Source organism: Niveibacterium terrae, assembly GCF_048213115.1.
In the GTDB taxonomy this organism is placed as follows: domain Bacteria; phylum Pseudomonadota; class Gammaproteobacteria; order Burkholderiales; family Rhodocyclaceae; genus Niveibacterium; species Niveibacterium terrae.
On record NZ_CP172404.1, the window covers coordinates 59,419 to 83,483 of the forward strand.

23 protein-coding genes and 1 tRNA gene are annotated in these 24,065 nt (G+C 63.1%); 13 read left to right on the plus strand and 11 right to left on the minus strand.

Going from position 1 to position 24,065, the window contains the following annotated elements:
• Window positions 1-26: 26 nt before the first annotated feature.
• The gene (locus ACHFB9_RS00270) at window positions 27-497 is read right to left on the minus strand and encodes an OmpA family protein (RefSeq protein ID WP_417068974.1); all 471 of its coding nucleotides are present in this window, start codon (window positions 495-497) and stop codon (window positions 27-29) included.
• A gap of 81 nt (window positions 498-578) precedes the next feature.
• A complete protein-coding gene (locus ACHFB9_RS00275; protein WP_417068975.1) occupies window positions 579-1,688 on the minus strand; it encodes a branched-chain amino acid ABC transporter substrate-binding protein in 1,110 nt (369 codons plus the stop codon).
• 248 nt (window positions 1,689-1,936) lie between these two features.
• Between ACHFB9_RS00275 and malE the strand changes: the two genes are divergently transcribed.
• From malE to ACHFB9_RS00315, 8 genes are all read left to right on the plus strand, one after another.
• A complete protein-coding gene (gene malE, locus ACHFB9_RS00280; protein WP_417068976.1) occupies window positions 1,937-3,139 on the plus strand; it encodes a maltose/maltodextrin ABC transporter substrate-binding protein MalE in 1,203 nt (400 codons plus the stop codon).
• 150 nt (window positions 3,140-3,289) lie between these two features.
• Window positions 3,290-3,892, plus strand: a complete 603-nt coding sequence (locus ACHFB9_RS00285) for a 2-hydroxychromene-2-carboxylate isomerase (protein ID WP_417068977.1) — start codon at window positions 3,290-3,292, stop codon at window positions 3,890-3,892.
• Window positions 3,893-3,916: 24 nt separating this feature from the next.
• Window positions 3,917-4,717: an enoyl-CoA hydratase-related protein gene (locus ACHFB9_RS00290; RefSeq protein ID WP_417068978.1), complete on the plus strand. Its 801-nt coding sequence runs from the start codon at window positions 3,917-3,919 to the stop codon at window positions 4,715-4,717.
• Window positions 4,714-5,178 carry an SRPBCC family protein gene (locus ACHFB9_RS00295; protein WP_417068979.1) on the plus strand — a complete coding sequence of 155 codons (465 nt, stop codon included), beginning with the start codon at window positions 4,714-4,716 and terminating at the stop codon, window positions 5,176-5,178. The genes ACHFB9_RS00290 and ACHFB9_RS00295 overlap by 4 nt, the downstream gene beginning before the upstream one ends.
• Before the next feature lie 187 nt (window positions 5,179-5,365).
• Window positions 5,366-6,379 carry a D-xylose ABC transporter substrate-binding protein gene (xylF, locus tag ACHFB9_RS00300; RefSeq protein ID WP_417068980.1) on the plus strand — a complete coding sequence of 338 codons (1,014 nt, stop codon included), beginning with the start codon at window positions 5,366-5,368 and terminating at the stop codon, window positions 6,377-6,379.
• Between the two features lie 101 nt (window positions 6,380-6,480).
• Window positions 6,481-8,022, plus strand: a complete 1,542-nt coding sequence (gene xylG / locus ACHFB9_RS00305; RefSeq protein WP_417068981.1) for a D-xylose ABC transporter ATP-binding protein — start codon at window positions 6,481-6,483, stop codon at window positions 8,020-8,022.
• A gap of 100 nt (window positions 8,023-8,122) precedes the next feature.
• Complete coding sequence (locus ACHFB9_RS00310; protein ID WP_417068982.1) at window positions 8,123-9,208, plus strand: sugar ABC transporter permease; 1,086 nt, start codon at window positions 8,123-8,125, stop codon at window positions 9,206-9,208.
• Window positions 9,209-9,350: 142 nt separating this feature from the next.
• A tRNA-Gly gene (locus ACHFB9_RS00315) sits at window positions 9,351-9,424 on the plus strand.
• A gap of 68 nt (window positions 9,425-9,492) precedes the next feature.
• Here ACHFB9_RS00315 and ACHFB9_RS00320 read toward each other — a convergent pair.
• The gene (locus ACHFB9_RS00320) at window positions 9,493-10,440 is read right to left on the minus strand and encodes a hypothetical protein (protein WP_417068983.1); all 948 of its coding nucleotides are present in this window, start codon (window positions 10,438-10,440) and stop codon (window positions 9,493-9,495) included.
• A 76-nt stretch (window positions 10,441-10,516) separates the two neighbouring features.
• On the opposite strand from ACHFB9_RS00320, the gene ACHFB9_RS00325 reads away from it, so the two are divergent.
• Window positions 10,517-11,365, plus strand: coding sequence for a 23S rRNA (adenine(2030)-N(6))-methyltransferase RlmJ (locus ACHFB9_RS00325; RefSeq protein WP_417068984.1), 849 nt, complete (start codon window positions 10,517-10,519; stop codon window positions 11,363-11,365).
• Between the two features lie 17 nt (window positions 11,366-11,382).
• Complete coding sequence (locus ACHFB9_RS00330; protein WP_417068985.1) at window positions 11,383-12,474, plus strand: DUF748 domain-containing protein; 1,092 nt, start codon at window positions 11,383-11,385, stop codon at window positions 12,472-12,474.
• Window positions 12,475-12,485: 11 nt separating this feature from the next.
• Here ACHFB9_RS00330 and ACHFB9_RS00335 read toward each other — a convergent pair whose 3' ends face one another.
• Window positions 12,486-12,704: an RNA-binding S4 domain-containing protein gene (locus ACHFB9_RS00335; protein WP_417068986.1), complete on the minus strand. Its 219-nt coding sequence runs from the start codon at window positions 12,702-12,704 to the stop codon at window positions 12,486-12,488.
• A gap of 74 nt (window positions 12,705-12,778) precedes the next feature.
• Between ACHFB9_RS00335 and ACHFB9_RS00340 the strand changes: the two genes are divergently transcribed.
• Together ACHFB9_RS00340 and ACHFB9_RS00345 are read left to right on the plus strand one after the other, a co-directional pair.
• Window positions 12,779-14,050, plus strand: coding sequence for a DUF1615 family protein (locus ACHFB9_RS00340; protein ID WP_417068987.1), 1,272 nt, complete (start codon window positions 12,779-12,781; stop codon window positions 14,048-14,050).
• Between the two features lie 204 nt (window positions 14,051-14,254).
• The gene (locus ACHFB9_RS00345; protein ID WP_417068988.1) at window positions 14,255-15,733 is read left to right on the plus strand and encodes a diguanylate cyclase; all 1,479 of its coding nucleotides are present in this window, start codon (window positions 14,255-14,257) and stop codon (window positions 15,731-15,733) included.
• Between the two features lie 4 nt (window positions 15,734-15,737).
• Here ACHFB9_RS00345 and ACHFB9_RS00350 read toward each other — a convergent pair whose 3' ends face one another.
• The 7 genes from ACHFB9_RS00350 to ubiE all read right to left on the minus strand — a co-directional run bounded on the left by ACHFB9_RS00350 (window position 15,738) and on the right by ubiE (window position 20,570).
• Window positions 15,738-16,325, minus strand: coding sequence for a TIGR00730 family Rossman fold protein (locus tag ACHFB9_RS00350; protein WP_417068989.1), 588 nt, complete (start codon window positions 16,323-16,325; stop codon window positions 15,738-15,740).
• 1 nt (window position 16,326) lies between these two features.
• A complete protein-coding gene (locus ACHFB9_RS00355; protein WP_417068990.1) occupies window positions 16,327-16,776 on the minus strand; it encodes a bactofilin family protein in 450 nt (149 codons plus the stop codon).
• Window positions 16,776-17,141: a hypothetical protein gene (locus ACHFB9_RS00360; protein WP_417068991.1), complete on the minus strand. Its 366-nt coding sequence runs from the start codon at window positions 17,139-17,141 to the stop codon at window positions 16,776-16,778. Before ACHFB9_RS00360 ends, ACHFB9_RS00355 begins: the two co-directional genes overlap by 1 nt.
• Window positions 17,138-17,992: a M23 family metallopeptidase gene (locus ACHFB9_RS00365; protein WP_417068992.1), complete on the minus strand. Its 855-nt coding sequence runs from the start codon at window positions 17,990-17,992 to the stop codon at window positions 17,138-17,140. Before ACHFB9_RS00365 ends, ACHFB9_RS00360 begins: the two co-directional genes overlap by 4 nt.
• Before the next feature lie 142 nt (window positions 17,993-18,134).
• Complete coding sequence (locus tag ACHFB9_RS00370; RefSeq protein WP_417068993.1) at window positions 18,135-18,740, minus strand: ubiquinone biosynthesis accessory factor UbiJ; 606 nt, start codon at window positions 18,738-18,740, stop codon at window positions 18,135-18,137.
• 144 nt (window positions 18,741-18,884) lie between these two features.
• Window positions 18,885-19,739 (minus strand): Tim44 domain-containing protein, encoded by an 855-nt coding sequence (locus ACHFB9_RS00375; RefSeq protein WP_417068994.1) that lies wholly within the window; start codon window positions 19,737-19,739, stop codon window positions 18,885-18,887.
• A gap of 93 nt (window positions 19,740-19,832) precedes the next feature.
• Entirely contained in the window at window positions 19,833-20,570 is a 738-nt protein-coding gene (gene ubiE / locus ACHFB9_RS00380; protein ID WP_417068995.1) for a bifunctional demethylmenaquinone methyltransferase/2-methoxy-6-polyprenyl-1,4-benzoquinol methylase UbiE, read from the minus strand.
• A 373-nt stretch (window positions 20,571-20,943) separates the two neighbouring features.
• Between ubiE and ACHFB9_RS00385 the strand changes: the two genes are divergently transcribed.
• Entirely contained in the window at window positions 20,944-23,730 is a 2,787-nt protein-coding gene (locus ACHFB9_RS00385) for a TonB-dependent receptor (protein WP_417071429.1), read from the plus strand.
• The last annotated feature ends 335 nt before the right edge of the window (window positions 23,731-24,065 follow it).

The following is a 24,065-nucleotide window of genomic DNA, read 5'->3' on the forward strand; positions in this document are numbered from 1 at the left end:
GCGCCAAGCCGCTGGCCGGTTTGCGCCTAGTCCAGGCGGACTTCGATGCGGCGCGCCTGGCGCGGTATATCGTCTTTGGCGGCTTCTGGCTCTTCGATCAGAATCCTGTCCTGAGCCACGCCGGCGCCGATCAGCGCCATGCTGACCGCGATCGCTCGCTGTTGGGCGAGCGTGTGTTCGCCTTTGTCGCGGTAAAAGCCCGATATCCTGAGCTTTGCGGCAGGAGCCGCGCGCGCCGCCTTGAGGATTTTCAGCAGCCCAGGGGCAAGATCGGCGGGCAGCCTTGCCGAGGCCTGGGCGAAGTGGATGACGCCGACGGGCGGGTTCGCGCTTCTCGTGACCGCCGCGTCGCTGCCGCTGGCGACGGCTTGGCGCCCGGGGGCTGAAGGCGTTGCGGATTCCGCGATCGCCAGCGCCAGGACGAGGGCGATCACCAGCGCCGTGACTCCGGCGACGACGCCCAGCGCCAGAGCCGTCGAGTTGTCCTTGTCGTCCATCATCCCTCCCGAGCGTGAGCGCTCATGCTACGCCAGGGAGCAGAGTTCAGGGGGCGTCCACCCTGCTCGAAATCCGGCCGCTCACTGCGCGACCCACTTGCCGTCGCGCCAGGCGTAGAGCGTGACGCCGCCGTCGCGGATGTCGCCCTTTGCGTCGAAACGGATCACTCCGGTCACGCCCTTGTACGAGAGTGTGCGCAGGGCCTGAACATACCTGGCCGGTTCGACCGATCCGGCGGCCTTCATTGCCTCGATCAGGCTCATCGCCGCGTCGTAGCTGTAGGGCGCGTAGAGCTGGACGTCGGCGCCGAAGCGTTTCTTGAAGCGCTCGCGGAACTGGAGGCCGCCCGGCATCTTCTCCATCGCGAGGCCTGCCTGGGTGCAGTAGGTGTTTGCATCGATTGCGCCGGCCGCGAGCTTGAGCATCTCGCCGGTGCAGACCCCGTCTCCGCCATAGAAACGTACCTTCAGGCCGAGCTGGCGGATCTGGCGCAGCATCGGTGCCGCCTGGGAGTCCATGCCACCGAAGAAGATCGCGTCGGGCTTAACGTTCTTCAACTTGGTCAGGATCGCGAGGAAGTCGGTCGCCTTGTCGTTCGTGTATTCGCGGCCGACGACGGCGACCCCATGCTTTTTGAGGCTGTCGGCCATCGCATCGGCGAGACCCTGGCCGTAAGCGGTTCGGTCGTCGATGACGGCGACCCGCTTCGCGCCCTGCTTCCCCGCTAGCTGGGCCATCGCGGCACCCTGTTGGAGATCGTTGGCGATCACGCGGAAGACCATCTTGTAGCCCTGGGCGGTCAGCTTGGGGCTGGTCGAGGAGGGCGTGATGACCGGCACCCCGGCTTGTTCGTAGATTCTCGATGCAGGGATCGCGGCGCCCGACGTGACATGGCCGACGACGCCCTTGATGCTGCCGTCGGTCAGGCGCTGGGCAACCGTCGTCGCAACGCGCGGGTCGGCTTGGTCGTCCTCGCCGACCAGTTCGAAGTGGATCTTTTGGCCGCCGATCACGATGCCGCGGGTATTGGCATCCTCGATCGCCAGCCGGGCCCCGTTTTCGCCATCCTTACCGATGTGCGCCAGCGGACCTGTCGTGGGGCCCGCGTGGCCTATCTTGACGGTCAGATCGGCACGGGCCGGGGTGATACCGAGTCCGAACAGGATGAGTGCAAGAGCGATTCGCTGCATGGGTCATTCTCCCTGAGGGTGGGTGGGAAAACTCGCGATCCGGTTCCGGAATTTTAGTTGCGCCAGCCAAGCCGCAGGGAGGTTTGATGGGGCTTATCCACGAAGGAGAGCAACGTTATCGGCGTTTCTGTATGAGGGCGCGCAACAGAAATTGGGCTGGCGGGAGTTTGCGGAGGATAATTCCAGATGAGTTTGTCCGGCTCTGGCGTGGCAAACTGCACGGGATCCAACAAAAAAGAGGATGAGTGATGGAGATTAAAAGAAAAGTTGCATGCGTTCTGCGCGGAGCGATGCTTGCTGCGTTGGTGCTGGGACCGGGTTTTGCGCATGCCTGGGAGAAGGGCAAGCTGACCGTCTGGGTTGGCGATGAGCGCGCGGCGCGCGGGATGCGTCAGATCGCCTCTGCCTATACGCAGAAAACCGGGGTCAAGGTGACGGTCCAGGTGCCGGCCAAGCCGACCGAGGATTTCGAGCGGGCGATGGCCGCGGGCAACGGCCCGGATATCTTTCTCTGGGCTCACGACACGATCGGGGATTGGTCAGCTCGGGGCTGGATTGCTCCGGTTACGCTGCCTCCCGCGATCAAGAAGAACCTCGTTGATGTCGCTATCGATGGTGTGACCAGCAAGGGCAAGACCTGGGCTTATCCGGTTGCGGTTGAGGCGCTGAGCCTCGTCTACAACAAGGCCCTGATCACACATCCGCCCAAGACCTTCGAAGAGATTCCCGCGCTCAATGCCAGCCTCAAGGCCAAGGGCGTACATGCGATAGGCTGGGAGGTGAGCAATCCGTATTCGTCCTGGCCGATGCTGGCGGCGGGCGGCGCATTCGTGTTCCAGCGCGACCTGCTGGGTAACTACGACACGAAGAAAGTCGGGGTCAATCATCCGGGCGCGATCAAGGGCGCTGAGACCCTGGCCAGCTTCGTGCGCAGCGGCGTGCTGTCGGCGACGCAGACGACGGCGGAGTCCGAAGCGGCGCTCAGGTCGGGCAAGCTGGCGATGGCGCTGAGCGGCCCCTGGGTCTGGGAGAGTCTGAGCAAGGCGGGGATACGCTACGGTGTCGCCCCGATCCCGACTCTGGGTGGTCAGCCCGCCCGGCCTTTCGTTGGCGTGATCACCTTGATGCTGACGGCCAGGTCGCCCAACCATGCCGAAGCTTCGCAGATGATCGAGCAGTTCATGATGCCGGCGGAAGGTTTGCGTGCCTTCAACAAGATCCGCCCGTTGGGCATTCCCGCATCCAAGGAGATTTTCTGGGATTTCTACTCCGATCCGCAGATCCGCCAAGCGATGGAAAGCGTGTTCTCCGGCAAGCCGATGCCTAACAACAAGGAGATGTCCTCCTTCTGGAAGTTCATGCACGACGCGCTCGCGCAGATTGCGACGGGTTCGCGCAAGCCCAAGGAAGCGCTCGACGATGCCGCGAAGCGGATCGCTTCAGGAGGCTGATCGCTGACGGGGGATCCGCGCGGCGTCCTGTTTCCGGGGGCGGGGGAAGAATTTCTCGTGGCGGCGCCAGTCAGGCTCGCCGTGAGGATTCGCCCTTGTTAGGATGGACGAACTGCGCGGAGTTTCCCGCGCCCAGCCAGGAGACTGGATTTGAGCGCACCGATCGATTTCTATTTCGACTTCGCATCCCCTTACTCCTATATCGCATCCAGCCTGATCGATGAGATTGCTGAAAAGTACGGTCGCGCAGTGATCCGCCATCCGCTCGTGGTCGGTACCGCGTTCAGGGTGGTCGGGGGGGTGAGCCTGACCGGGATGCCGATGCGGCGCGATTATGTGCTGCGCGACATCGCGCGGCTGGCGCGCTATCTGAAACTGCCTTATCGTCAGCCTTCTCACCAGTCGATTCCGACCCATCATGCGGCCCAGGCTTTTCTGTGGGGGCAGGACCGGGATCCGGAGAGGGCGAAGGACTTCTCGGATCGTGTATTTTCCGCGTATTTCACGGAAGATCGAAACATTAGCGATATGGAAGTTGTGCTCGACCTTGCCGAATCCTTCGGCTCCCCCCGCCTGGAGGCGAAAGCTGCGATCACGGCGCCGGCAATGAAGGAGAGGCTCAAGGCCGAGACTGAAGTGGCGATTTCGCGGGGTGTTTTCGGGGTGCCCTTTTCGATCGTCGGCGGAGAGCCGTTCTGGGGCTATTCGCGCCTGGTTCTGCTGGAGAAGTGGGTTGGCGAAGGGGCGTTCTGAAATGAATCCGCTGCGGAGGAGAGCATGAGCGAAGGGATCAAGACCGGATTCGACGACGGAGTTGCCAGGATCTGGCTGGACAGGCCGGAACAGGGCAATGCGCTCGATGAAGCGATGATCCACGCGTTGCACCGTGAGATCGACCGCTCCTCCGATGATGACGCGGTACGGGTGATCGTGATCGCAGCCGAAGGGCCGAACTTCTGCTCCGGTGCCGATCCGGAATGGGTACGGCGCACGGCCGCTCTGGAGGCCGCGGAGAACTTCACCGATGCCTGTCAGCTGGCGGCGCTGTTTCTGGCGATCGCCAGTTCGCGTAAACCGGTGATCGCCCGCGTTCAGGGGCTGGCCAGTGGTGGCGGAGTCGGGCTGATCGCAGCGTGCGACATCGCGATCGGCGCGCCGACCGCCAGCTTTGCGCTGACCGAAGTGCGCATCGGCCAGGTCGCCGCGACGGCTCTGCCCTATCTGCTCTCGGCGATCGGTGCGCGCCACGCGCGCCGGATGATGCTGACCGGCGAGCATATGGGGGCGGCCGAAGCGCATGTACTGGGTCTTCTCCACACGCTGGTTGCGGCCGACCGCCTCGACGAAGAGGTGGACCGGATCGCTGGTGCGCTCAAGCTCGGTGGCCCGCATGCTCTGGCCCAGGTCAAGGATCTGGTGCTGGACTTCGATGGAGAGCCGCTCTCGCGCGATCTTGCCGAAGAGAGTGCGCGGCGCCTTGTCGAGCTGCGCGCGAGCCGCGAGGGCAGAGAAGGTGTTGCGGCGCTGCTCGAAAAGAAAAGACCCTCCTGGCGCGCCCGGCGCAAGAGAGCGGAATGAGCTGGGTCGTCGCCCGCAGCGAACTCGTCGTCAGCGCTTCCCGGCAGAGGATCTGGGAAGTTCTGACCGATTTTCCCGCCTATCCGGACTGGAATCCCTTGCTGCGCGAAGTCCACGGCGAAGCGGAGAGGGGGCGCTCGCTCAATGTGCGCCTCGCCGGTTTCGGGCATCGCGGCCGCAACCTGTGGCCGGACGTCAGGAGCGCGAACCGGGGGCGTGAGCTCTGTCTTGCGCTGACCATCCTCCCTGCAGGGCTGCTCGATGCGAACTGGCGGGTCGTTCTGATCCGCGAGGAGGGCGGGCAGTGCCGGATCGCCCAGCGGATCCGCTGTTCCGGCTGGCTCTCACGCTGGTATGCGCCCCGTCTTGCCCGAACCCTGACGCCTGCGCTCGCGGCGATGAACGAAGCGCTCCGGCGGCGCGCCGAAGCGGATCAGCCGATCCGTCAGCGCCGCGCGTAAGCATTTTCGATCAAGATCAAACAAATTCTTTTATTGACCCATTGGCAAAAGCAATGGATTGGCCTAGGGTTAACCCCAGTGCGGGTTAACCCAAAAAAACTTCAGCAGCCGTCGCGGCAAAGCCGGACGGTTTCGAAGAAAAGGCGGGCCCTGGAGGCCCGGACAGCCACAGTAAGAGGAGACTTAAATGAAAAAAAATCTGATTCGCCGCGCTCTGCTGACCGCATTTGCCGCCGGAACGGCTTTGGCAGCAATGCCGGCCATGGCTGACAAAGCGAACCCGAAGATTGGCTTCTCGATTGATGACCTGCGTGTCGAACGCTGGGCACGCGACCGCGATTACTTTGTCGAAGCGGCCAAGAAGCTCGGTGCGACGGTCAACGTGCAGTCCGCTGACGCGAACGAACAGCGTCAGATTTCCCAGATCGAAAACCTGATCGCGCAGAAGGTCGATGCGATCGTGATCGTTCCGTTCAACTCCAAGGTCCTGACCAATGCGGTCAAGGAAGCCAAGAAGGCCGGCATCAAGGTCGTGTCCTATGACCGCCTGATCCTGAATGCCGATGTGGACGCCTACATCTCGTTCGACAACGAACGCGTCGGTGCTCTGCAGGCCGAAGGCATCGTCAAGATCCGTCCGAAGGGCAACTACTACATGCTGGGCGGCTCGCCGACCGACAACAACGCGAAGCTGCTGCGCGCCGGTCAGATGAAGGTCATCCAGCCCTACGTCGACAAGGGTGCGATCAAGATCGTCGGTCAGCAATGGGTCAAGGACTGGAACCCGTCTGAAGCGCTGTCGATCATCGAGAACGCTCTGACCCAGAACGCGAACAAGATCGATGCGATCGTTGCGTCGAACGACGGCACTGCCGGCGGCGCGATTCAGGCTCTGGCCGCGCAAAACCTGGCGGGCAAGGTTGCCGTTTCGGGTCAGGACAGCGACCTCGCCGCGGTCAAGCGCGTGATCAAGGGCGACCAGTCGCTGACGGTCTACAAGCCCCTGAAGCTGATCGCCACTGAAGCCGCCAAGCTGGCCGTGAGCCTGGTCAAGGGAACTCCGGTCAAGTACAACACCAAGCTCGACAATGGCGCGAAGAAAGTGGATTCGGTTCTGCTGACTCCGACCGTCATCACGAAGGCCAACGTCAAGCTGCTGATCGACGACAAGTTCTACACCGCCAAGCAACTCGGCATGTAATCGATCGACCGGCCGGGATCCGTTCGGATCCCGGTTTTCTCAAGAGCGCGCGTTCCCGCGTGGAAGCGTGCGCCCCATCAAGCAATCGGGAAGGAAGGCTCATGTCCGAATATCTTCTGGACATGCGTGGCATCGTCAAGGAATTCTCCGGCGTCAAGGCGCTCGACGGAATCAGTCTTCAGGTGCGGGCCGGTGAATGCGTCGGTCTGTGCGGCGAGAACGGTGCGGGAAAATCCACGCTGATGAAAGTGCTGTCGGCGGTCTATCCGTACGGCACCTGGGAAGGACAGATTTTCTGGGAAGGGCGCGAGCTTCAGGCGAAGTCGATTCGCGAGACCGAAGAAGCCGGGATCGTGATCATTCACCAGGAGCTGATGCTGGTTCCCCAGCTCTCGGTCGCGGAAAACATCTTCATGGGCAACGAGATCACTCTGCCCGGCGGCCTGATGAATTATGCCGCGATGTACCAGCGGGCCGAAGAGCTGATGCGCGAACTGAGGATTCCCAGCGTCAATGTCACGCATCCGGTCATGCACTACGGTGGTGGCCACCAGCAGCTGATCGAAATCGCGAAAGCGCTGAACAAGAAGGCCAAACTGTTGATCCTCGACGAACCGACTTCGTCGCTGACCAAGGCCGAAACCCAGATCCTGCTCGACATCATCCGCGACCTCAAGAAGAAGGGTGTCGCTTGCGTGATGATCAGCCACAAACTCGACGAGATCGCAGCTGTTTGCGACACGATCTCGGTCATTCGTGATGGCACCCACGTCGGCACGAGGCCGATGGCGGAGATGAATACCAACGAAATCATCACGATGATGGTCGGCCGCGAAATCAAGAATCTTTTCCCGCGCGAAGAGCACCCGATCGGTGACGTTTTCTTCGAAGCGAAGAACATCACCTGCTATGACATCAACAATCCGCAGCGCAAGCGGGTCGACGATGTTTCGTTCTCGCTGCGCAAGGGCGAGATCCTCGGCGTGGCCGGCCTGGTCGGCGCCGGGAGAACCGAGCTGGTGATGTCCATCTTCGGCTGCTACGCGGGGCATCACGAGGGAAGTCTGTTCCTCGACGGCAAGCCGTTGAAGATCCGCAATCCGAAGGAAGCGGTCGAGCAGAACATCTGTCTCGTTCCGGAAGACCGCAAGCGTCACGGCATCGTGCCGCTGATGGGCGTGGGCCAGAACATCACGATGTCGGTGCTGCCCAGCTTTGCGCAGATGGGCACGATCAACACGGCGCGCGAGATGCAGACGATCCAGAAGTCGATCGGACAGATGCGCATCAAGACCGCGCAGCCCAACCTGCAGATCCGCAGCCTCTCCGGCGGCAACCAGCAGAAGGCGGTGGTCTCGAAGATGCTGCTGCCCAATCCGAAAGTGCTGATCCTCGACGAGCCGACCCGCGGGGTCGACGTCGGTGCCAAGTACGAGATCTACAAGCTGATGTTCGACCTCGTCAAACAGGGCGTTTCGATCATCATGATCAGCTCCGAGTTGCCCGAAGTGCTCGGCATCAGCGATCGCGTGCTGGTGATGGGCGAAGGCAAGCTGCGCGGCAACTTCATCAATGAGGGCCTGACTCAGGAACAAGTGATGACTGCGGCGCTGGGACACGACACGGAGAAGGCGGCAGCCTGATCGAGCGGACACAAAATAGAGATACGAGGCAGACAAAATGGGTTCCGTAGGAAAAAATCTTCGACTGCTGTTTTCGCAGTACAAAATCCTCGCGCTTTTCATGGTGATCGCGATCATCTGGGTCTTTTTCGGCCAGATGACCGAAGGTCAGTTCCTGACATCGCGTAACTTCTCCAACCTGCTGCGACAGATGGCCATTACCGGCCTGGTCGCATCCGGCATGGTCTTCGTGATCATCGCCGGGGAAATCGACCTGTCGGTCGGTTCGCTGTTCGGCCTGCTCGGCGGCGTTGCCGCGGTGCTGGAGACCAACTTCCAGTTGCCTCTGGCGCTGAACTTCGGCATCGTCATCGCGCTGGGTATCGCGATCGGGATGTTCAACGGTTTCTGGGTCTCCTACTTCCGGGTGCCATCCTTCATCGTCAGTCTGGCTGGTATGCTGGCCTTCCGCGGCATCCTGCTCAGCGTGACCCAGGGCATCACGGTTCAGGTCGACTCCGACGCCTTCAAGCTGATCGGTCAGGGCTACATCCCTGCGACGATCGGCTACCTGATCGCGGTCGCGCTCTTCGTCTTCCTCGTCTATCAAACGATGCGCTCCCGCGCCAACCGGACCAAGTACGCACTCGCCGTACCGCCGATCTGGCAGGAGGGCGCGAAGCTCGCCGCCGCAGGTGCCGTGATCCTCGGCTTCGTCGTGACCCTGAACTCCTATCAGGGCGTGCCGATTCCGGTGCTGCTGCTGCTGGTCGTGCTCGGCATCTTCAGCTTCATGGCAACCCAGACCGTGTTCGGCCGGCGCATCTACGCGATCGGCTCGAACTTCGAGGCGACCCGGCTCTCCGGCGTCAATGTCCGCTTCATCAAGATGGCCATCTTCGGGGTGCTGGGCCTGATGTGCGCACTGGCCGGTCTGGTGACGACCGCGCGTCTGGCGGCGGGCTCGCCGGCCGCCGGTAACATGGGCGAACTCGATGCGATCGCGTCCTGCTTCATCGGCGGTGCGTCGAGCCGCGGCGGTTCGGGTACCGTGTTCGGAGCGCTGGTCGGCGCGCTGATCATGGCCAGCCTCGACAACGGCATGTCGATGATGGGCGTCGATACCAGCTGGCAGATGATCGTCAAGGGTTCGATCCTGCTGCTCGCAGTCTGGATGGACGTCGTGTCCGGATCGAACGAACGCTGATCCGCTCTCCGTGACAGGAAAAGGGGGACCTTTGCGTCCCCCTTGCTTGTCTACCGCGCTCTCCCCGTCCCTGGAGGGCTTGTCGTGGCCGGGCTTGATGGTATGATCGCAGCCTGGACGCCAAAACGTCTTCTGCGGATGCGCGGGTGTAGTTCAATGGCAGAACGGCAGCTTCCCAAGCTGCATACGAGGGTTCGATTCCCTTCACCCGCTCCAGCTTTTCCTCCCGTCCCGCGTCAGAGTCCTCCGCCGTCAAACCGACGGGTTTCCCGAGCTTACTGCCCTCAGCGGGCCTCGACCCTGTTCAGCAGGTTGAGCAGGCCGCGCGCTTCGCCGCCTATCGTCGGCAGCACGCTCTCTCGCGCAATCTTCTCCAGCGGCGCCTGCGCGACTTCCCTCAGACGAGCGTGCAGTTCTGGGTGGTGGGCGAGAAGTTTGCCGAGTCCTCCCAGTGCTTTGGTGCGGTCGGTCAGGGTCGGCAGGGCCAGTTGGGCGAGCAGGCTGTTCGCGACGGCCTCGGCGATGTCCGGATCCTGGATGCGGTCAGCGAAAGTCAGGATCAGGCGGCCGATCAGGTTGCGCATCTCGCTGTCGGGGTCGAGCAGCCGGTGATGGACGCGGGCGATGCTCGCTTCCGGATCTCCGGCCCAGGCGAGCAGCTGGGCGGCGACGCGGCGCTCGCCGTTGCGGCCGTCGAGCACCATCGCGATCAGCGTTTCGCGCCGACCGATGCAGGCATCGCGGATCTGGACGTCGTACATCCTCAGTTCGGAATCCTCGCCGATCACGACGCCGGAAGGAGTCACCCCCTCGACCGGCGCCGTGCCTTCGGCGGCCATCTCCTGGATGCGGTATTCGCGGTGCGAGAGCAGTTTGCGGATCTCGCCTGGCAGCTTGTCGGAAACCGGGGCGCCGGTCGCGGGTTGCAGCCTGAGCTTTGCATCGGGCGATTCGACGACTTCGACGACATAGTGCAGCTCTTCGCCGATCACTGTGCCGGTGCAGCTGACCGCGGCCAGGGGCAGGCGGCGCACGCGTTCGCACCAGCGCAGCATCTCCTTTTCCTTCTGGTCGACCCGGCTTCCGGGCCGGATCGGGAGCTGGGCCAGAACCTGTTCGCGCGGCATCTTCTCCAGCCCGATCACCTCGGTTTCTCCCCAGACCATCGCCGTCTGGGCGAGGGAGGGCGCCGAAGCGAAAGCGAGGAGGAGGGGCAAAAGGCGGCGTGACATGGCGTGCTCCCGGGCGAAAACGACAATGTTACCGCTTGCGCCCTCAGGCTCAAGCCGGGCTTGCTATCATCGGCGGATGCTCAGCTATCGTCACGCCTTCCATGCCGGCAACCATGCCGACGTTCTCAAGCACCTGATCCTGGTGCAATTGATCCGCTACCTCGGCCAGAAGGAGAAACCCTTCTGGATCATCGATACCCATGCCGGGGCGGGGGCCTACTCGCTCGAAGAGGGCTATGCGACGCGTCTGGGCGAGTTCCAGCACGGGGTCGGCCGGCTCTGGGAGCGTTCCGATCTGCCCGCCGCGGTCAGGGATTATGTCGAGCAGGTCAGGGTGCTCAACGGTGACGGAGCGCTTCGCCTCTATCCCGGTTCGCCGTGGATCGCCAGCCAGCTTCTGCGCCCCCAGGACAAGCTGCGCCTGTTCGAATTGCACAGCACCGATGGTGAGCTGCTGGCCGAGAACTTTTCCGATCTGCACCGTCAGGTTCAGGTCACTCTGGGCGACGGCTTCAAGGGACTCAAGGCCTTGCTGCCCCCGCCGCCGCGCCGCGCGCTGGTGCTGATCGATCCGAGCTACGAGACGACGAGCGATTACAGCGGCGTGGTCTCCGCGCTGGAGGATGCCCTGCGGCGCTTTCCGACCGGGACCTACGCGCTGTGGTATCCGCTGCTCTCGCGCCCCGAGTCGCGGCGCCTGCCTGAGCTGCTGAAGGCCTTGCCGGCCGGCAAATGGATCGATGCGACGCTGTCGGTCGAGGCCGCACGCGGCGTCGGGCCGGGCATGCACGGCAGCGGCATGTTCATCATCAATCCGCCCTGGACTCTGGAAGCGACGCTGCGCGAGACCCTGCCCTGGCTCAGCGAAGTCCTCGCCCAGCAGCAGGGCGCCCACTTCACGCTGGACGCGCGCAGCGACTCCTGAGCGAGCGGGTTTCTGTCATGGTTTTTTTCCTGCGCCGCCGTTTTCTGATCGGAGTCGCCCTTGTTCTCGTCTCGCTGGGGCTGGCGGGATGGGGGGCGACGCACCTGGCCGCACGAGCGCTCAAGGTTCAGATCGAGACCCTGCTCGGTCCCGAAGCTTCGATCGGAGAGATCCGGCTCGTGTCAGGCGCGGTCGAAATCCGCCAGTTGCGCGTTCCGGCGCCCAGGAACTGGCCATGCGAGGATGCGCTGCGCGCCGAGCGCATCCTCGTCGAGCCCGACTTTCGTGCCGCGTTCAGCGGCAAATGGCGGGTCAAGAGGGTGCTCGCCGAGCAGCCTTACCTGGCGGTGCTGCGCACCCGGGAGGGCCGGGTGCGTCTGCTGCCCAGCCTGCTCGAGCGCAAAGGGGCATCCGCTGGCAGGGATTCTTCCGCCGCGAAGGCCCAGGCGCTGATCAGCGCGGTCGAACTCCAGCAGGGGGCGATCGACTTCTTCGATGCCAGCTTGCGGGGAGCGCCGCACGCGCTGCACTTCGGCGCAATCTCGGCAACGCTCGGTCCGCTCAGCTTTCCTCTGCTGGAAGGGAAGACTTCGCTGGACATCCAGGGGACGCTCAGGAGTCCGCGGCGCGACGGCAAGATATCGATTCGCGGCTGGATCGCGCTGGCGAACCGCGACTCCGAGATCAGCCTGCACTTGCAGGACGTGGATCTGCGCCTGTTCGAACCCTATCTGCTCAAATCGGCTGAGACGGGAGTGCGCAGCGGCCGCCTGAGTCTGGACTTGCAGAGCCGGATCCGGGATCGCCACCTGCTGGCGCCGGGAACGCTGACGCTCTCCCGGCTTGAGCTCAGCGACAGCAGCTTCATGGGCGTGCCGCGTCAATGGGTACTCGCCGCGTTGAAGGATCGAAAGGACGAAATTCGCGTGCGCTTCACTCTGGAGGGCCGGCTCGACGACCCGAAGTTCTCGCTCAATGAGAGCATCGCGAAGAAGCTTGCGGCGAGTCTGGGCGAGAGCCTGGGAATTCGCGTCGGCGGTCTCGCTCAGGAACTGGGCAAGGCCGCTCAGGGCTTGAGCCGGAATCTGGGCAAGCTCTTCGGCCATTGAGGCCGGACGGCTCAGGGGGCGAGTACGGTGATCGTCTGCCCGGCGACTTCGACCCGGCTGCCGGCGCGTAGTTTGCGCGCCTTGCGGGTTTCGATCTGACCATCGACGCGGACGAGCCGGTCGGCGACCATCGCTTTGGCCGCCCCCCCCGAATCCGCGATCGCGAGCAGCTTCAGCAGGACATGCAGTTCGACGTACTCGCCGCGGAGTACGAATGAGTGTTCATTCATGGCGCTTTCTCAAAATCGCCATTATCCTCTCGCCGGGCTGCCGTTCCAGCCTGGGCCCAAGGCATAATCCGCACATGTCGAATCCACTCTTTCGCCGGATCGGTGCAGCGCTGCTTCCCGCTGTACTGGCCGGCTGCGCGACTCAGGCGCCCGCGCCGATCGCCGAACCCGAGCCCGAAGCTGCTCCGGTCAGCAAGCCCGCTTCGCCATCCTACCCGCCGCTGCCCGAGCTTCCCCGCGAGATCACCCGGACTCCGCTCCCGCCCGTTCCGGCTCCGGTCGCGCCCCGTCCGGCAACACCTCGCCCCGCGCCCTTCCCCGGCGAACAGGAGATCCGCGCCGCGGTGCTGCGCCGCTTGCCGGCCAGGATCGCGGATCGCGCCGGCTGGGCGGCCGAAATGCAGGTCGCTTTCTCGTCGCTGAGGATTCCGCCCAGCAACGAGAACCTGTGCAGCGCGATGGCGGTCATCGAGCAGGAGTCGAGCTGGCAAGGTGATCCGGTGGTTCCCGGCCTGGGTGCCATCGTCTGGCGGGAGATGTACGAAAAGGCCGCGCATTACGCGGTGCCGAAGTTCGTCGTCGATCTGGCGATGCTGAAGACTTCGCCCAACGGCGTCAGCTACCGGAAGAGGGTCGATTCCCTGCGCACCGAGCGCGAGATGAACCGGCTCTACGAAGACATGGTCGCGGAGCTTCCCGATGCGGCGCGCGCGCTGGGCGGCAAGAATCCGATCAAGACCGGCGGGCCGATGCAGGTCAGCGTCGATTTCGCCGAGGCGCTGAACCGCGAGCGGCCTTATCCATATGCGAAGCGCGACACCGTCCGCCACGAGGTGTTCACGCGCCGGGGCGGGCTCTACTACGGGATCGCGATGCTGCTCGACTATCCGGCGGTCTACAGCTCTCCGCGCTATCGCTTCGCCGATTTCAATGCCGGCCGCTATTCGAGCCGCAACGCTGCCTTCCAGCGGGCGCTGGCGAGCCTGTCGGCGCGCAAGATCGATCCGGATGGCGACCTGCTGCGCTACGACAAGGCGGAGCGTCCGCTCACTGTTGCCAGCGACAGCGAGAAGGCCTTGGCCTCGTTGGCATCGCGCCTCGGGATGTCCCCGGCCGAGATCCGCCGCGACCTGCTTTTGGAAAAAGTGTCGGCCTTCAGCCAGACTCCGCTGTGGCAAAAACTGTTCGCGCTGGCCGACCGGCAGGCCGGGAAGGCCGTACCGCGCGAGGCGATGCCCAGGATCGAGCTCAAGAGCCCGAAGATCCATCGCAAGCTGACGACCGAGTGGTTTGCCGACCGGGTCTGGGGGCGTTACCAAGCCTGCATGAGTCGATCCCTGCCATGAATCGAATTTTTGCAGTCTTTTCGATGCGAATGGCTTAGCATCCGCTTCAAGATTTGTGACGCGATGCCGAAAAGGTATTGCGCCAGTCAGTTTTCCTATTTGATGATCAATCGCCTCGAAATTCATTCCGCGTGGAATGGCCTGGTCCAGGCCTGGAAACCCGTATGGCAATCCTGCCATGATCGGGAGCGCTGGGCTGCGTTCATGCTTCCCGTGGACCGGCTGGCTACTCTGGCCCGTTCGGACGGAATCACCGAGCTCGAATCGGCTCTGCTGCCGCTGATGCGGATGCTCGCCGAACTCGACGAGCCTGGAGAGACGGAGAAAGCCGAAGTCGACCGCCTGCTGCCGCTTGTTTTCGCTGTGGTCCGCGAGGTCTGCAGCGAGGACTACGAGAAGCGCAACGCGCCCGAGGTCGAGGACGCGGTTCCACAGATCGTGATGCTCAGCCCGGAGTGCGAATCGCTGAGCGATCTGCTGCTGCAGATGGAGCATTACGGCTATGCGTTCAAGGTCTTCGCCGACTATCGGCAGGGCCTGCGTTACGCGTTGGACAACTCGGTCGTTGCGGTCGTCGTCTCGCTGAGCGACGGTTTTTCGGCCGATATCCGTACCGTCGTCGACGAGCTGAGGCGGCACGGGCGAAAGTGGTTCGTCCTGTCCGATCGCGGCGACTTCAGCCTGCGCCTGCAGGCCGTTCGCATGGGAGCTCTGGGGTTCTTCATTGCTCCGCTCAATGTCGGAGTCCTCGTCGACGCGGTCGACCCTCTGGCCTACAAGGCCAGGGATGAACCCTACCGGGTGTTGGTGCTCGACGATTCGGTGACGGTGCTGGCGGCGATCCGCAAGACCCTGGGCCAGTTTCCGAACCTGAACACCCAGGTCTTGCGCGATCCTGCCCTGGTGCTAGAGAAGCTTCTCGACTTCACGCCCGACGTGCTGCTGCTGGACTTCCACATGGACGGCTGCAACGGGCTGGAAGTCGCGAAGATCATCCGGCAGAACCGCGCATTCGAATCGATGCCGATCGTCTTCCTGACCAGCGAGACCCGGGAAGACGTGCAGCTCGAGGCGATGCGCCACGGCGGCGATGACTTCCTGACCAAGCCGATCAGCGAAGCGCAGCTGGTCAACACCGTGATCAGCAAGGCCGAACGCTATCGGGGACTGCGCAAGCTGATGGTCGAGGACAGCCTGACCGGGCTGTTCAATCACGTCAAGACCAAGGCGCTGCTGCAGCAGTCGCTGTTGCTGGCCGAGCGCCAGAAGCGGCCGGTCTGCTACGCGATCCTCGACATCGATCACTTCAAGCGCGTCAATGACAACTACGGGCACACGGTTGGCGACAAGGTCATCAAGACTCTGGCCCGATTGCTCAAGCAGAAGGTCCGTCGCTCGGACGTCGTCGGCCGTTATGGCGGCGAGGAATTCGTGATCGTGATGTTCGACAGCACTCCGGCTGATGCGAAAGCGAGGGTGGACCGGATGCGCGAAGCCTTTGGTGACATCTACCACGCCTACGATGAGGGGATCTTCTCGGTCAGCTTCAGCGCCGGAGTCGCCCACTTCCCGGCCTATGGCACGATGATGGAGCTGATGGTCGCCGCCGACGACGCGCTCTACGAAGCCAAGCGCGCCGGACGCAACCGCGTGGTCTGCGCCCAGCGCAGCGTCGCTGTCTGACGCTTCAGGTCTGGCCTGCACCGACCCAGCGCTCGGCGCTCGGCGCGGTGAATGCAGCCAGGCGATCGAGCAGCACGGAAGGCTCGTCCGCCACTTGAAGGAGGGCGCGGGTCGCCGGGGCCATGAAATCCTCGCGCGTCGCGCGGTCGAGGAAGGCGATCAGGCCCGTGTAATAGCCGGCCGTGTCGAGCAGGCCGATCGGTTTGGCGTGAAAGCCGAGCTGGGCCCAGGTCCACATCTCGAACATTTCCTCGAAAGTCCCGATTCCGCCAGGGAGCGCGACGAACGCATCGGCCTTTTCGGCCATCAGCGACTTGCGGCTGTGCATCGAATCGACGACGTTGAGCTCGGTCAGGCCGTGGTGCGCGATCTCCTTGCGCGCCAGAGACTGCGGGATGATGCCGATCGCGCGGCCTCCGGCGTCCAGCACGCTGTCGGCGACCGCGCCCATCAGCCCGACCGAAGCTCCGCCATAGACCAGCGCGATTCCGCGCGCGGCCATCTCGCGGCCCAAGCGCTTGGCCTGCTCGAGGTATTCGGGGCGGGCTCCCGAGCGGGAGCCGCAATAGACACAGAGGGAGCGGATCGCCATGTCAGCTCGCGCTGCGGGCCTTGTCCGCGGCGAGCTCTACGACCTTGTCGTCTCCCTTGCGGCCCTCTTGCGGAGAGTCGCGTTGGATCAGCTGGCCATCGACGATCGCGCCGACGTCCATCTGCAGCTGGCAATAGCGGATCGTTCCCGACACCCGTGCATTCGCCTGCAGTTCGAGGAAGTGCTCGACCTCGAGATCGCCCTCGATCGTGCCGTTGATGACGGCGTCGTAGCAGCGGATGCTGCCTTCTATCCTGCCCTTGTCCGAGAGCACCAGCAGGCTGCGCGCCTTGCCTTCTCCGGGCTTGCCGATCAGCTTGCCATGCAGCAGCCCATCGACGCGCAGGCCGGAAGCGAAGATCAGGTCTCCGTTCATCTCGACATCCTCGGCGATCAGCGAAGACAGTTTGCTCACTTCGATCAGGTGGGGTTTGCGGCTGTTGCCAAACATCAGTGTTTTCCTTGTCCGGCTTTGCGGAAGAAAGCCAGTTCGTCCTGCTGCTCGCGCAGCTTGCGGTTGAGGGAATCGACCTGGCGTTCAAGCTCGCGCGTCTGGGCGGCGGCCATCCTGCCTTCCAGTCGGCTCTGTTCCAGGGCCTTCTGAAGCAAAAGGTTCTGTTTGTGGGCACGGCTCAGTTCGCGCACGCTCTGGGCTTCCGGTGCCAGCTCGACGTAGGCGAAGAGGCTGGCCGCGGCGATCGCGAGGCCGGCCAGCGCGCCGAGCAGCAGCGACAGGCCCTTGTTGGGGCGGCTCAGAACGAGCTCGCCGGAGCTCAGCGGGCGTTTGCGCCGGCGGAAGAAATTCAGTTTGCTCACAGTCCGGCCAGATAGTTGCGCGGATCGGCGTATTCACCGTTGCGAATCACTTCGAAATGCAAGTGAGGGCCGGTCGAGCGGCCCGAAGTTCCGCTCAGCGCGAGGAGCTGGTGAGGGGCGACCAGGTCGCCGGTCTTGACCATCAGTCGGGAGGAGTGGGCGTAGCGCGTGACGAGACCGTTGCCGTGATCGACCTCGACCATCCAGCCGAATTCCGGGTGGTGGGTGGCAACGATCACCTTGCCTCCGGCCGCCGAATAGATCGGAGTGCCGATGTCGGCCGCGAAGTCGAGACCGGCGTGGAAGGCCTGGCGATGGGTCAGCGGATCGACGCGGTTACCGAAGAGCGAGCGAAGTTCGATCCGGTCGACCGGCGGGCGGCTGGGGAAGCTCATATAGGCGAGGTTGCGCTGAGCGGTCGCCTGGCCGATCAACGCGAGATCGCGCTCGATCCGGGTCAGCGCGGCATCGAGCTCGGCCGTCGGGGATCTAAGTCCATCCTGGCGCGGAGCGAGCATCGGGCCGCCTTTGCCATCGCCCTTGCCGTTTGCCTGCCGGGCTTCGTAATCGTGCAGTACACCGATCTTGCGCGCCAGCAGAGCCGCTTCGCTCTCCAGCTTGAAGACGCGGCCGGACAGAACGCCGAGCTGCTCGACGGTATAGCGGTTCGTGCCACTGGCGCGGAGCGCCACAACGGGGGTGGGGCTGCGGGCCAACAGATAACCCAGCGTCGCTCCCGCGGCCAGCAGCATCGCGGTGAACAGAGCCAGCGCGATGACGAGCGAACGGACGGAGAGCGTGCGGACGCCGGAACTGGTCAGTGCTCCGGTGGAAACCATGACAAACGCCATCGTCTCCTTCCTCCTGATTTTGAATGCATGCAGGGGTGATCGAGCCATCCCGGCGGTTCCCGACCCTCTCAGACGGTCTGCCGTCGGGATCGGGCCAAGGACGGATCGTAAGTGTAAAGCCGGCCGACGCGCAATCCCCCGCTCAGGCCTTGAGTCCGTCCAGTCGCCTGGTCGAGCGCTGCAGATCCCTCTCCAGTTCGCCGATATCGGCCCTGAACGTGTCGAGTTCGCTTCGCGTTGCGCAGAGCTTCGCCTCCTCGCCAAGGTAGTCGGCGAGGTTGTCGGTGAGCCTTCGCGCGATGTCGCGAGCCTCGCCTGCCGCGGCGACGCCCGCCCCGTGCAGGCGGTGCGCGAGCGGGTCGCCCAGCAGAGCGGCGAGATCCTCCTCGAAATCCCAGTGCAGATTGCGCAGCACGAAACCGAGGTTTTCGGCGAAATGAGCTTCACCGGCGATCCGCGCCTGGCGGAACAGTGCATCCGGCCCCTCGGCGAGCGAGGGCAGGGCGGAGAGGGGGAGTTCGAGGCTGACTGCGACTTCGCAGGGATCGCGGATCTCTTCGAGCCGGCCTTGCGCACTGAGCGCGAAAGCGGTGCGCCAGCCGCCGACGGCGAGGCTGGCCGGGCGGCCCGCGAAAGGAGTGAGCCTGTCGCTCGCCCAGGGATTGCGTGCCAGGAGCCGGTTCAACGTCGACAGCAACAGCGCCGAAGGGCGGGGCGGCGTCAGCAGTGCGAGCGGAGAGGGGAACATGGCGGCGTCCTGAGCAAAACGCGATTATGCCGCCGACTGGCTTGGGGTGCGCGCGGATAACGCCAAGCCGGAGCCCTCTCCCTCCGCCCCTCTCCCATAAGCGGGCGAGGGGCGCGATCGGCGCGAGCCCTGCTCGCGAGTGGGTTACTGCATCTGTTCGATGCCGGCCAGCACCCAGCCTTGCCCGCCCGTGGCAGGCTTGGCGAGGTGCCAGACCTCGTCGAAAGGCGCCGGGGCGGCATTGGCCTCTTCGCGCAGCAGGCCATGGAAGCGGACGCTGGCGATGTGGCGATTCGCTTCCTCGGTCACGTCGATCAGCTCGGCTTCCAGAGACACGACATCGGTCTTTTCGGTCTTGCCGGCGCGCGCGTCGATGTCGAGCTTGAGTTCGGCGAACATCTCGGGCGACGTGAACTCGCGGATATCGTCGAGGTTGCCGGCGTCGTGAGCGGCCTGCAGGCGGATGAAGTTGACCTTGGCGCTGCGCGTGAAGGCTTCGCTGTCGAAGCCGGCCGGAACGCTGGCGCCGGTCGCGGCGGCACCCGCAAAGCCCGAATTGGCGGCCGGATGGATCTGCGTGACCGGCGCCGAATAAGGCGTCTGGTTCGCGTAAGCCATCGCCTCGCGCTGGGGGGCGGGGCGGCTCATCAGACGGCGGATCAGCATGAAGGCGATGCCCGCAACGATGACCAGCAACAGGATGCCGGCGAAGTTGCCGCCGACGCCCAAGTGCGAGAGCAGCGCGGCGAGACCGATGCCGGCCGCGAGGCCGGCGAGCGGGCCGGCCCAGCGACGCCAGCCGGACTGGGTCGGGGCGGCCTGCGGGCGAACGCCCGGCGCGGGCGTCGCGGCCGGAGCCTGGGCGGGCCTGGCCTGACGGGCTGACTGGGTGACCGGAGCGCGCTGCATGCCGAAAGAGCGGCCGCCGCCCAGGCGTCGGGCGCTCGCGTCGCTGATCGTGACCATCAGGCCCAGCATCACGGCAAATACTGCAAGCATCACTCTTTTCATCGCTGTCCTTTGGGTGGTTGGATTCAAGGCCTCAGATGCGGGTCCTCGCCTGAAGTTCAAGCGCGGGAGCCGGCTCAAGAGTCAGAATTTGTAAGCGCGATGCAGCGCGACGGCGCCCGCAGCCAGGTTGAAGTACTGGACCCTCTCCAGCCCGACTCCGCTCATCATCTGCACGAGCGTCTGCTGGTCGGGGTGCATCCGGATCGATTCGGCCAGATAGCGGTAGCTCGCCGAATCCTGGGCGACCTTCTCGCCGAGCCAGGGCAGAACCTTGAACGAATAGAGGTCGTAAGCGGAGGCGAGCGGTTTCCAGATCCTTGAGAACTCCAGCACCAGCAGCCGCCCGCCCGGGCGCAGCACGCGGCGCATCTCGGTAAGCGCGACTTCCTTGTGGGTCATGTTGCGCAGGCCGAACGCGACGGTGACCAGATCGAAACTGTCGCTGGCGAAAGGCAGCTTTTCCGCATCGCACTGGGCGGTCGGCAGCGCGAAGCCCTTGTCGAACACCCGGTCGCGCCCGACCGAGAGCATCGCGTGGTTGATGTCGGTCAGCCACACTTCGCCGGTCGGTCCGACCCGCTTCGCGAACGCGAGCGAGAGGTCGGCCGTGCCGCCGGCGACATCGAGTACCCGCTCGCCAGGGCGCACGTTCGCGATCTCGATCGCGAACTTCTTCCACAGGCGGTGCATGCCCAGCGACATCAGGTCGTTCATCACGTCGTAGCGGGTCGCGACCGACGTGAAGACTCCGGCGACGCGCGAAGCCTTTTCTTCCTCGGCGACGGTCTCGAAGCCGAAATGGGTGGTTTTGTCGTTCATGGCGAGGTTGAGGAGTGGCCGGGAGCGGAGCTCATCTTAGCGCATGCCGTTCGGCTCTGTGTGCGCACTGAAATGAGGCAAATAGACAGCCGAATGCACTCATCTGGTGCGCAAATGGCCCGATTCGGGCATGCCCTTCCGGGGGCGGAGGGCCGACGCACCTAGTTTGTGCAATTTTCACAACAAAAGCGGCTAAATGTTTCTGCGTTATTGTTTGTGTCGCAGATGTGTAACAAGTCTGTTGCTTTTACAGCTATTTTCGCCGGCTTGGGCATGCAGATTGCTGCAAAACGTGTCTGTTTGATCACAGTCGTGACAATCACCTCCCCGGCGAGGGCGGGGTTGTAACAACAAAGGGAAGAAAACCGTGAAAATGAAACCTCTGGCCCTGGCCATCGCCTCCCTGGGAGTCTGCTCGATCTCCCTCGCTGCGTTCGCCGAAGCTCCGACCGAAAAAATCGAAATCACCGGTTCGCGCATCAAGCGCGTCGACGACGAAGGCGCTGCGCCCGTCCAGGTGATCTCCAAGGCGGACATCACGAAGACCGGCGCGACGACGGTCCGCGAGCTGATCGACACGATCTCGGGTTCGACGAGCAGTCTGTCCGATGCCGGCGGTTCCACTTCTTTCGCTGGCGGTGCGAGCTCGGCTTCGCTGCGCAACATGGGCAAGCAGAGCACTCTGGTTCTCGTGAACTTCCGTCGTATCGCCGCTTACCCGCTGGCCGACTTCAACGAAACCTTCACGAACATCGATTCGATCCCGTTCGAGGCGATCGAGCGCGTCGAAATCCTGAAGAACGGCGGTTCGGCGATCTACGGTTCGGACGCCGTCGCCGGCGTCATCAACATCGTCACGAAGAAGTCCTTCGAAGGCGTTGCCGGACACGCGAGCTACCAGCAGGACGCGAACACCAGCAAGTTCGTCGAAAAGAACGCGTCGCTCACGGCTGGCTTCGGCAACCTTCAGGATGATGGCTACAACATCCTCGCCAACTTCGAAGCGTTCAAGCGCGACGGCGTCGACTCATGGCGCGATCTGCTTGACCACGTCAATCCGGCCTACAAGGATCCGGATCTCTTCCCGTCCTTCGGCACGGGTTCGACCTACTCCTATCCGGGCAATATCAACGGCAAGGCGATCGCGGGTTGTACGACCGTCAACGCAGCTGGTCAGTGTATTTACGATCGTTATCAGCGCTTCCAGGCTCAGCCTTCCAGTGAGCGGCAGAACCTGTTGGTCAGCGGAACCTATAAACTGGGCGGCGAACTTGAAGGCTTCTCCGAGTTTCTGTACTCGCACATCACGACCGATTACCAGAACGCTTATGCGACCTATGGTTCCGCTGCGTCGCCGAGCTTTTGGGCGAATGCGACGACCGGGGAGAGGCAGACTTTCCGCTATTACAAGTTGCCCGCGACTCACCCTCTCAACACTACTGGCGCTGATGCAAGCTGGAGCTACCGCTTCGCCGACGCTCCGTCTGAAAAGGAAGTTGAGACTGACCAGTACCGTGTCTTGACCGGTCTGCGCGGTGTCGTCCACGGCTGGGACTGGGAATCGGCTCTCGGCGTGATGGGCGGCAAGACGACGGATTCCCGACGCGGAGCGATCAGTGTCAGTGGTTTCAACGACGTGATCGGTCAGTCTTCGGACGCCGATTTCTTCAACAAGACCAACGGCTACAAGATTGGCAAGGCCAACAGCGCCGACGTGCTGAACAAGCTGTTCCCGTCCTTTGGCTATACGGCGAAGAACTCGAACGTGTTCTTCGACGGCAAGATCAACGGCGAATGGGGCAGCATCGGTGGTCGTCCCATCAATGTTGCGACGGGTTTCGATGCTCACCACGAGCGAATGGAAATCAATCCGACCGACAAGCTCGCCAACGGCGATATGGTTGGCTACGGCGTCTCGACCGTTGATGCTTCGCGCAGCTATGGCGCGATCTTTTCGGAAGTGAATCTGCCGGTTCTGAAGCAGCTCGAAGTGCAGGCCGCGGCCCGCGTCGACAAGTACGAAGGCTTCGATCCGCACTTCTCGCCGAAGATTGGTTTCCGCTATTCGCCGACCAAGAAGCTGCTGTTCCGCGGTACCTTCGAGACCGGTTTCCGCGCGCCTAACCTGACCGAGAGCGCTCCGTCGCGCAAGGTGTCGTTCGCTTCGGTTGCCGATCCGAAGCGTTGCCCGGCTGCGATCCAGTATGCGAAGGATTTGAGGGCCGAAGCCGCCGCCCTGCCCAATACCGATCCGGAAAAGGCTCAGAAGTTGGCGAAGGCTGACATTGTCAGGCAGAACGAGTGCAGCGGCGTCATGAACGTGACGAGCAACAATCCGGATCTGAAGCCCGAGACCTCGAAGTCCTTCACGATTGGTTTCGCGTTCGAACCGATCCCCGGTTGGAGCACGACCGTCGATTACTGGGCGATCACCCGTAAGGATGAGATCGGCGTCAGGAGCACTTCGGAAGTTCTGGCCTCGGAAGATACCCAGGCTCCGAACGTGGTAAATCGCTCCAAGGATTTGGCCAACGATCCGACCTTCTCTGTTGATGATCAGAAAACCTACGGAGTCACGACAGGGGCTCTGGAGTCGATCAAGCTCCAGTTCGAGAACATCTCGAAGACCCGGACTTCGGGTATCGACTGGGCGGTCAAGGGCTCGCAGGCGACGCCGATCGGCCGTCTGGGTTGGGATCTCGATGCCGTCTATACGCTGAAGTATCAAGAGTACAGCCCGTCGCGCGGAGACTGGGGTGACAACCTGGTTGGCCGTTACGGTTATTCGCGCTGGGTGCTCGGCAATACGGTTTCGCTGAAGAACGGCAGCTTCACGAACTCGATCCGTTACACCTGGAACAGCGGTTACACGCTGCAGCGCGATTACAACGATTCCAGCTGGACGACCGAAGGCTGTGCGGACTATGGGCTCAGCCAAGGTCAGTGCCGCGTCGGCAACTACGAGCGTTTCGACTACAACGTCGCGTACACGGGTGTGAAGAATCTGACCATCAACTTCAACATCCGCAACATCTTCGATCAGCGTCCTCCGGTCGACTACCGCGACTACCTCGAGAACAACAGCGGCATCATCCCGTCGAGCATCTCCGATGTTCAGGGACGCGTGTTCAAGCTCTCGCTCGACTATCGCTTCAAGTAATCCTTCGAGTTTCTACGAAGCAGAACGGGCCGGCTTATGCCGGCCCGTTTTTTTGGGGGCTTCTGACTCAGCTTCGCGCCGCGTCTGTTGTGTTTCAGGGTGTTGCAAAACCAGCAGATCCGCACCTTTGGGTGGCATGAAATCCCGAAAATGGGGCATGAAGTTGCGCTTCAGGCACAATTTGTAGCGTGCCTCGGCAATTTAGTTCCATTGTTTGTCTGTTTGTGTTGTGTTTGTTGCTTGATTTGCTTGACTGTAACAAAACCGTTGCTTTTATGAGTGGACTTTTCCTCTGAGGCATGTGGGTTGCTCTTGTAGGGCTGTTGCGGCCAAAA

Excerpts from the sequence above, each read along its gene's own strand:
- ACHFB9_RS00270 (WP_417068974.1), bottom strand. The coding sequence starts at position 497 with ATGGACGACAAGGACAACTCGACGGCTCTGGCGCTGGGCGTCGTCGCC.
- ACHFB9_RS00275 (WP_417068975.1), bottom strand. The coding sequence starts at position 1,688 with ATGCAGCGAATCGCTCTTGCACTCATCCTGTTCGGACTCGGTATCACC.
- malE (WP_417068976.1), top strand. The coding sequence starts at position 1,937 with ATGGAGATTAAAAGAAAAGTTGCATGCGTTCTGCGCGGAGCGATGCTT.
- ACHFB9_RS00290 (WP_417068978.1), top strand. The coding sequence starts at position 3,917 with ATGAGCGAAGGGATCAAGACCGGATTCGACGACGGAGTTGCCAGGATC.
- ACHFB9_RS00295 (WP_417068979.1), top strand. The coding sequence starts at position 4,714 with ATGAGCTGGGTCGTCGCCCGCAGCGAACTCGTCGTCAGCGCTTCCCGG.
- xylF (WP_417068980.1), top strand. The coding sequence starts at position 5,366 with ATGAAAAAAAATCTGATTCGCCGCGCTCTGCTGACCGCATTTGCCGCC.
- xylG (WP_417068981.1), top strand. The coding sequence starts at position 6,481 with ATGTCCGAATATCTTCTGGACATGCGTGGCATCGTCAAGGAATTCTCC.
- ACHFB9_RS00310 (WP_417068982.1), top strand. The coding sequence starts at position 8,123 with ATGGTGATCGCGATCATCTGGGTCTTTTTCGGCCAGATGACCGAAGGT.
- ACHFB9_RS00320 (WP_417068983.1), bottom strand. The coding sequence starts at position 10,440 with ATGTCACGCCGCCTTTTGCCCCTCCTCCTCGCTTTCGCTTCGGCGCCC.
- ACHFB9_RS00325 (WP_417068984.1), top strand. The coding sequence starts at position 10,517 with ATGCTCAGCTATCGTCACGCCTTCCATGCCGGCAACCATGCCGACGTT.
- ACHFB9_RS00330 (WP_417068985.1), top strand. The coding sequence starts at position 11,383 with ATGGTTTTTTTCCTGCGCCGCCGTTTTCTGATCGGAGTCGCCCTTGTT.
- ACHFB9_RS00335 (WP_417068986.1), bottom strand. The coding sequence starts at position 12,704 with ATGAATGAACACTCATTCGTACTCCGCGGCGAGTACGTCGAACTGCAT.
- ACHFB9_RS00340 (WP_417068987.1), top strand. The coding sequence starts at position 12,779 with ATGTCGAATCCACTCTTTCGCCGGATCGGTGCAGCGCTGCTTCCCGCT.
- ACHFB9_RS00345 (WP_417068988.1), top strand. The coding sequence starts at position 14,255 with ATGCTTCCCGTGGACCGGCTGGCTACTCTGGCCCGTTCGGACGGAATC.
- ACHFB9_RS00350 (WP_417068989.1), bottom strand. The coding sequence starts at position 16,325 with ATGGCGATCCGCTCCCTCTGTGTCTATTGCGGCTCCCGCTCGGGAGCC.
- ACHFB9_RS00355 (WP_417068990.1), bottom strand. The coding sequence starts at position 16,776 with ATGTTTGGCAACAGCCGCAAACCCCACCTGATCGAAGTGAGCAAACTG.
- ACHFB9_RS00365 (WP_417068992.1), bottom strand. The coding sequence starts at position 17,992 with ATGGCGTTTGTCATGGTTTCCACCGGAGCACTGACCAGTTCCGGCGTC.
- ACHFB9_RS00370 (WP_417068993.1), bottom strand. The coding sequence starts at position 18,740 with ATGTTCCCCTCTCCGCTCGCACTGCTGACGCCGCCCCGCCCTTCGGCG.
- ACHFB9_RS00375 (WP_417068994.1), bottom strand. The coding sequence starts at position 19,739 with ATGCTTGCAGTATTTGCCGTGATGCTGGGCCTGATGGTCACGATCAGC.
- ubiE (WP_417068995.1), bottom strand. The coding sequence starts at position 20,570 with ATGAACGACAAAACCACCCATTTCGGCTTCGAGACCGTCGCCGAGGAA.
- ACHFB9_RS00385 (WP_417071429.1), top strand. The coding sequence starts at position 20,944 with ATGAAACCTCTGGCCCTGGCCATCGCCTCCCTGGGAGTCTGCTCGATC.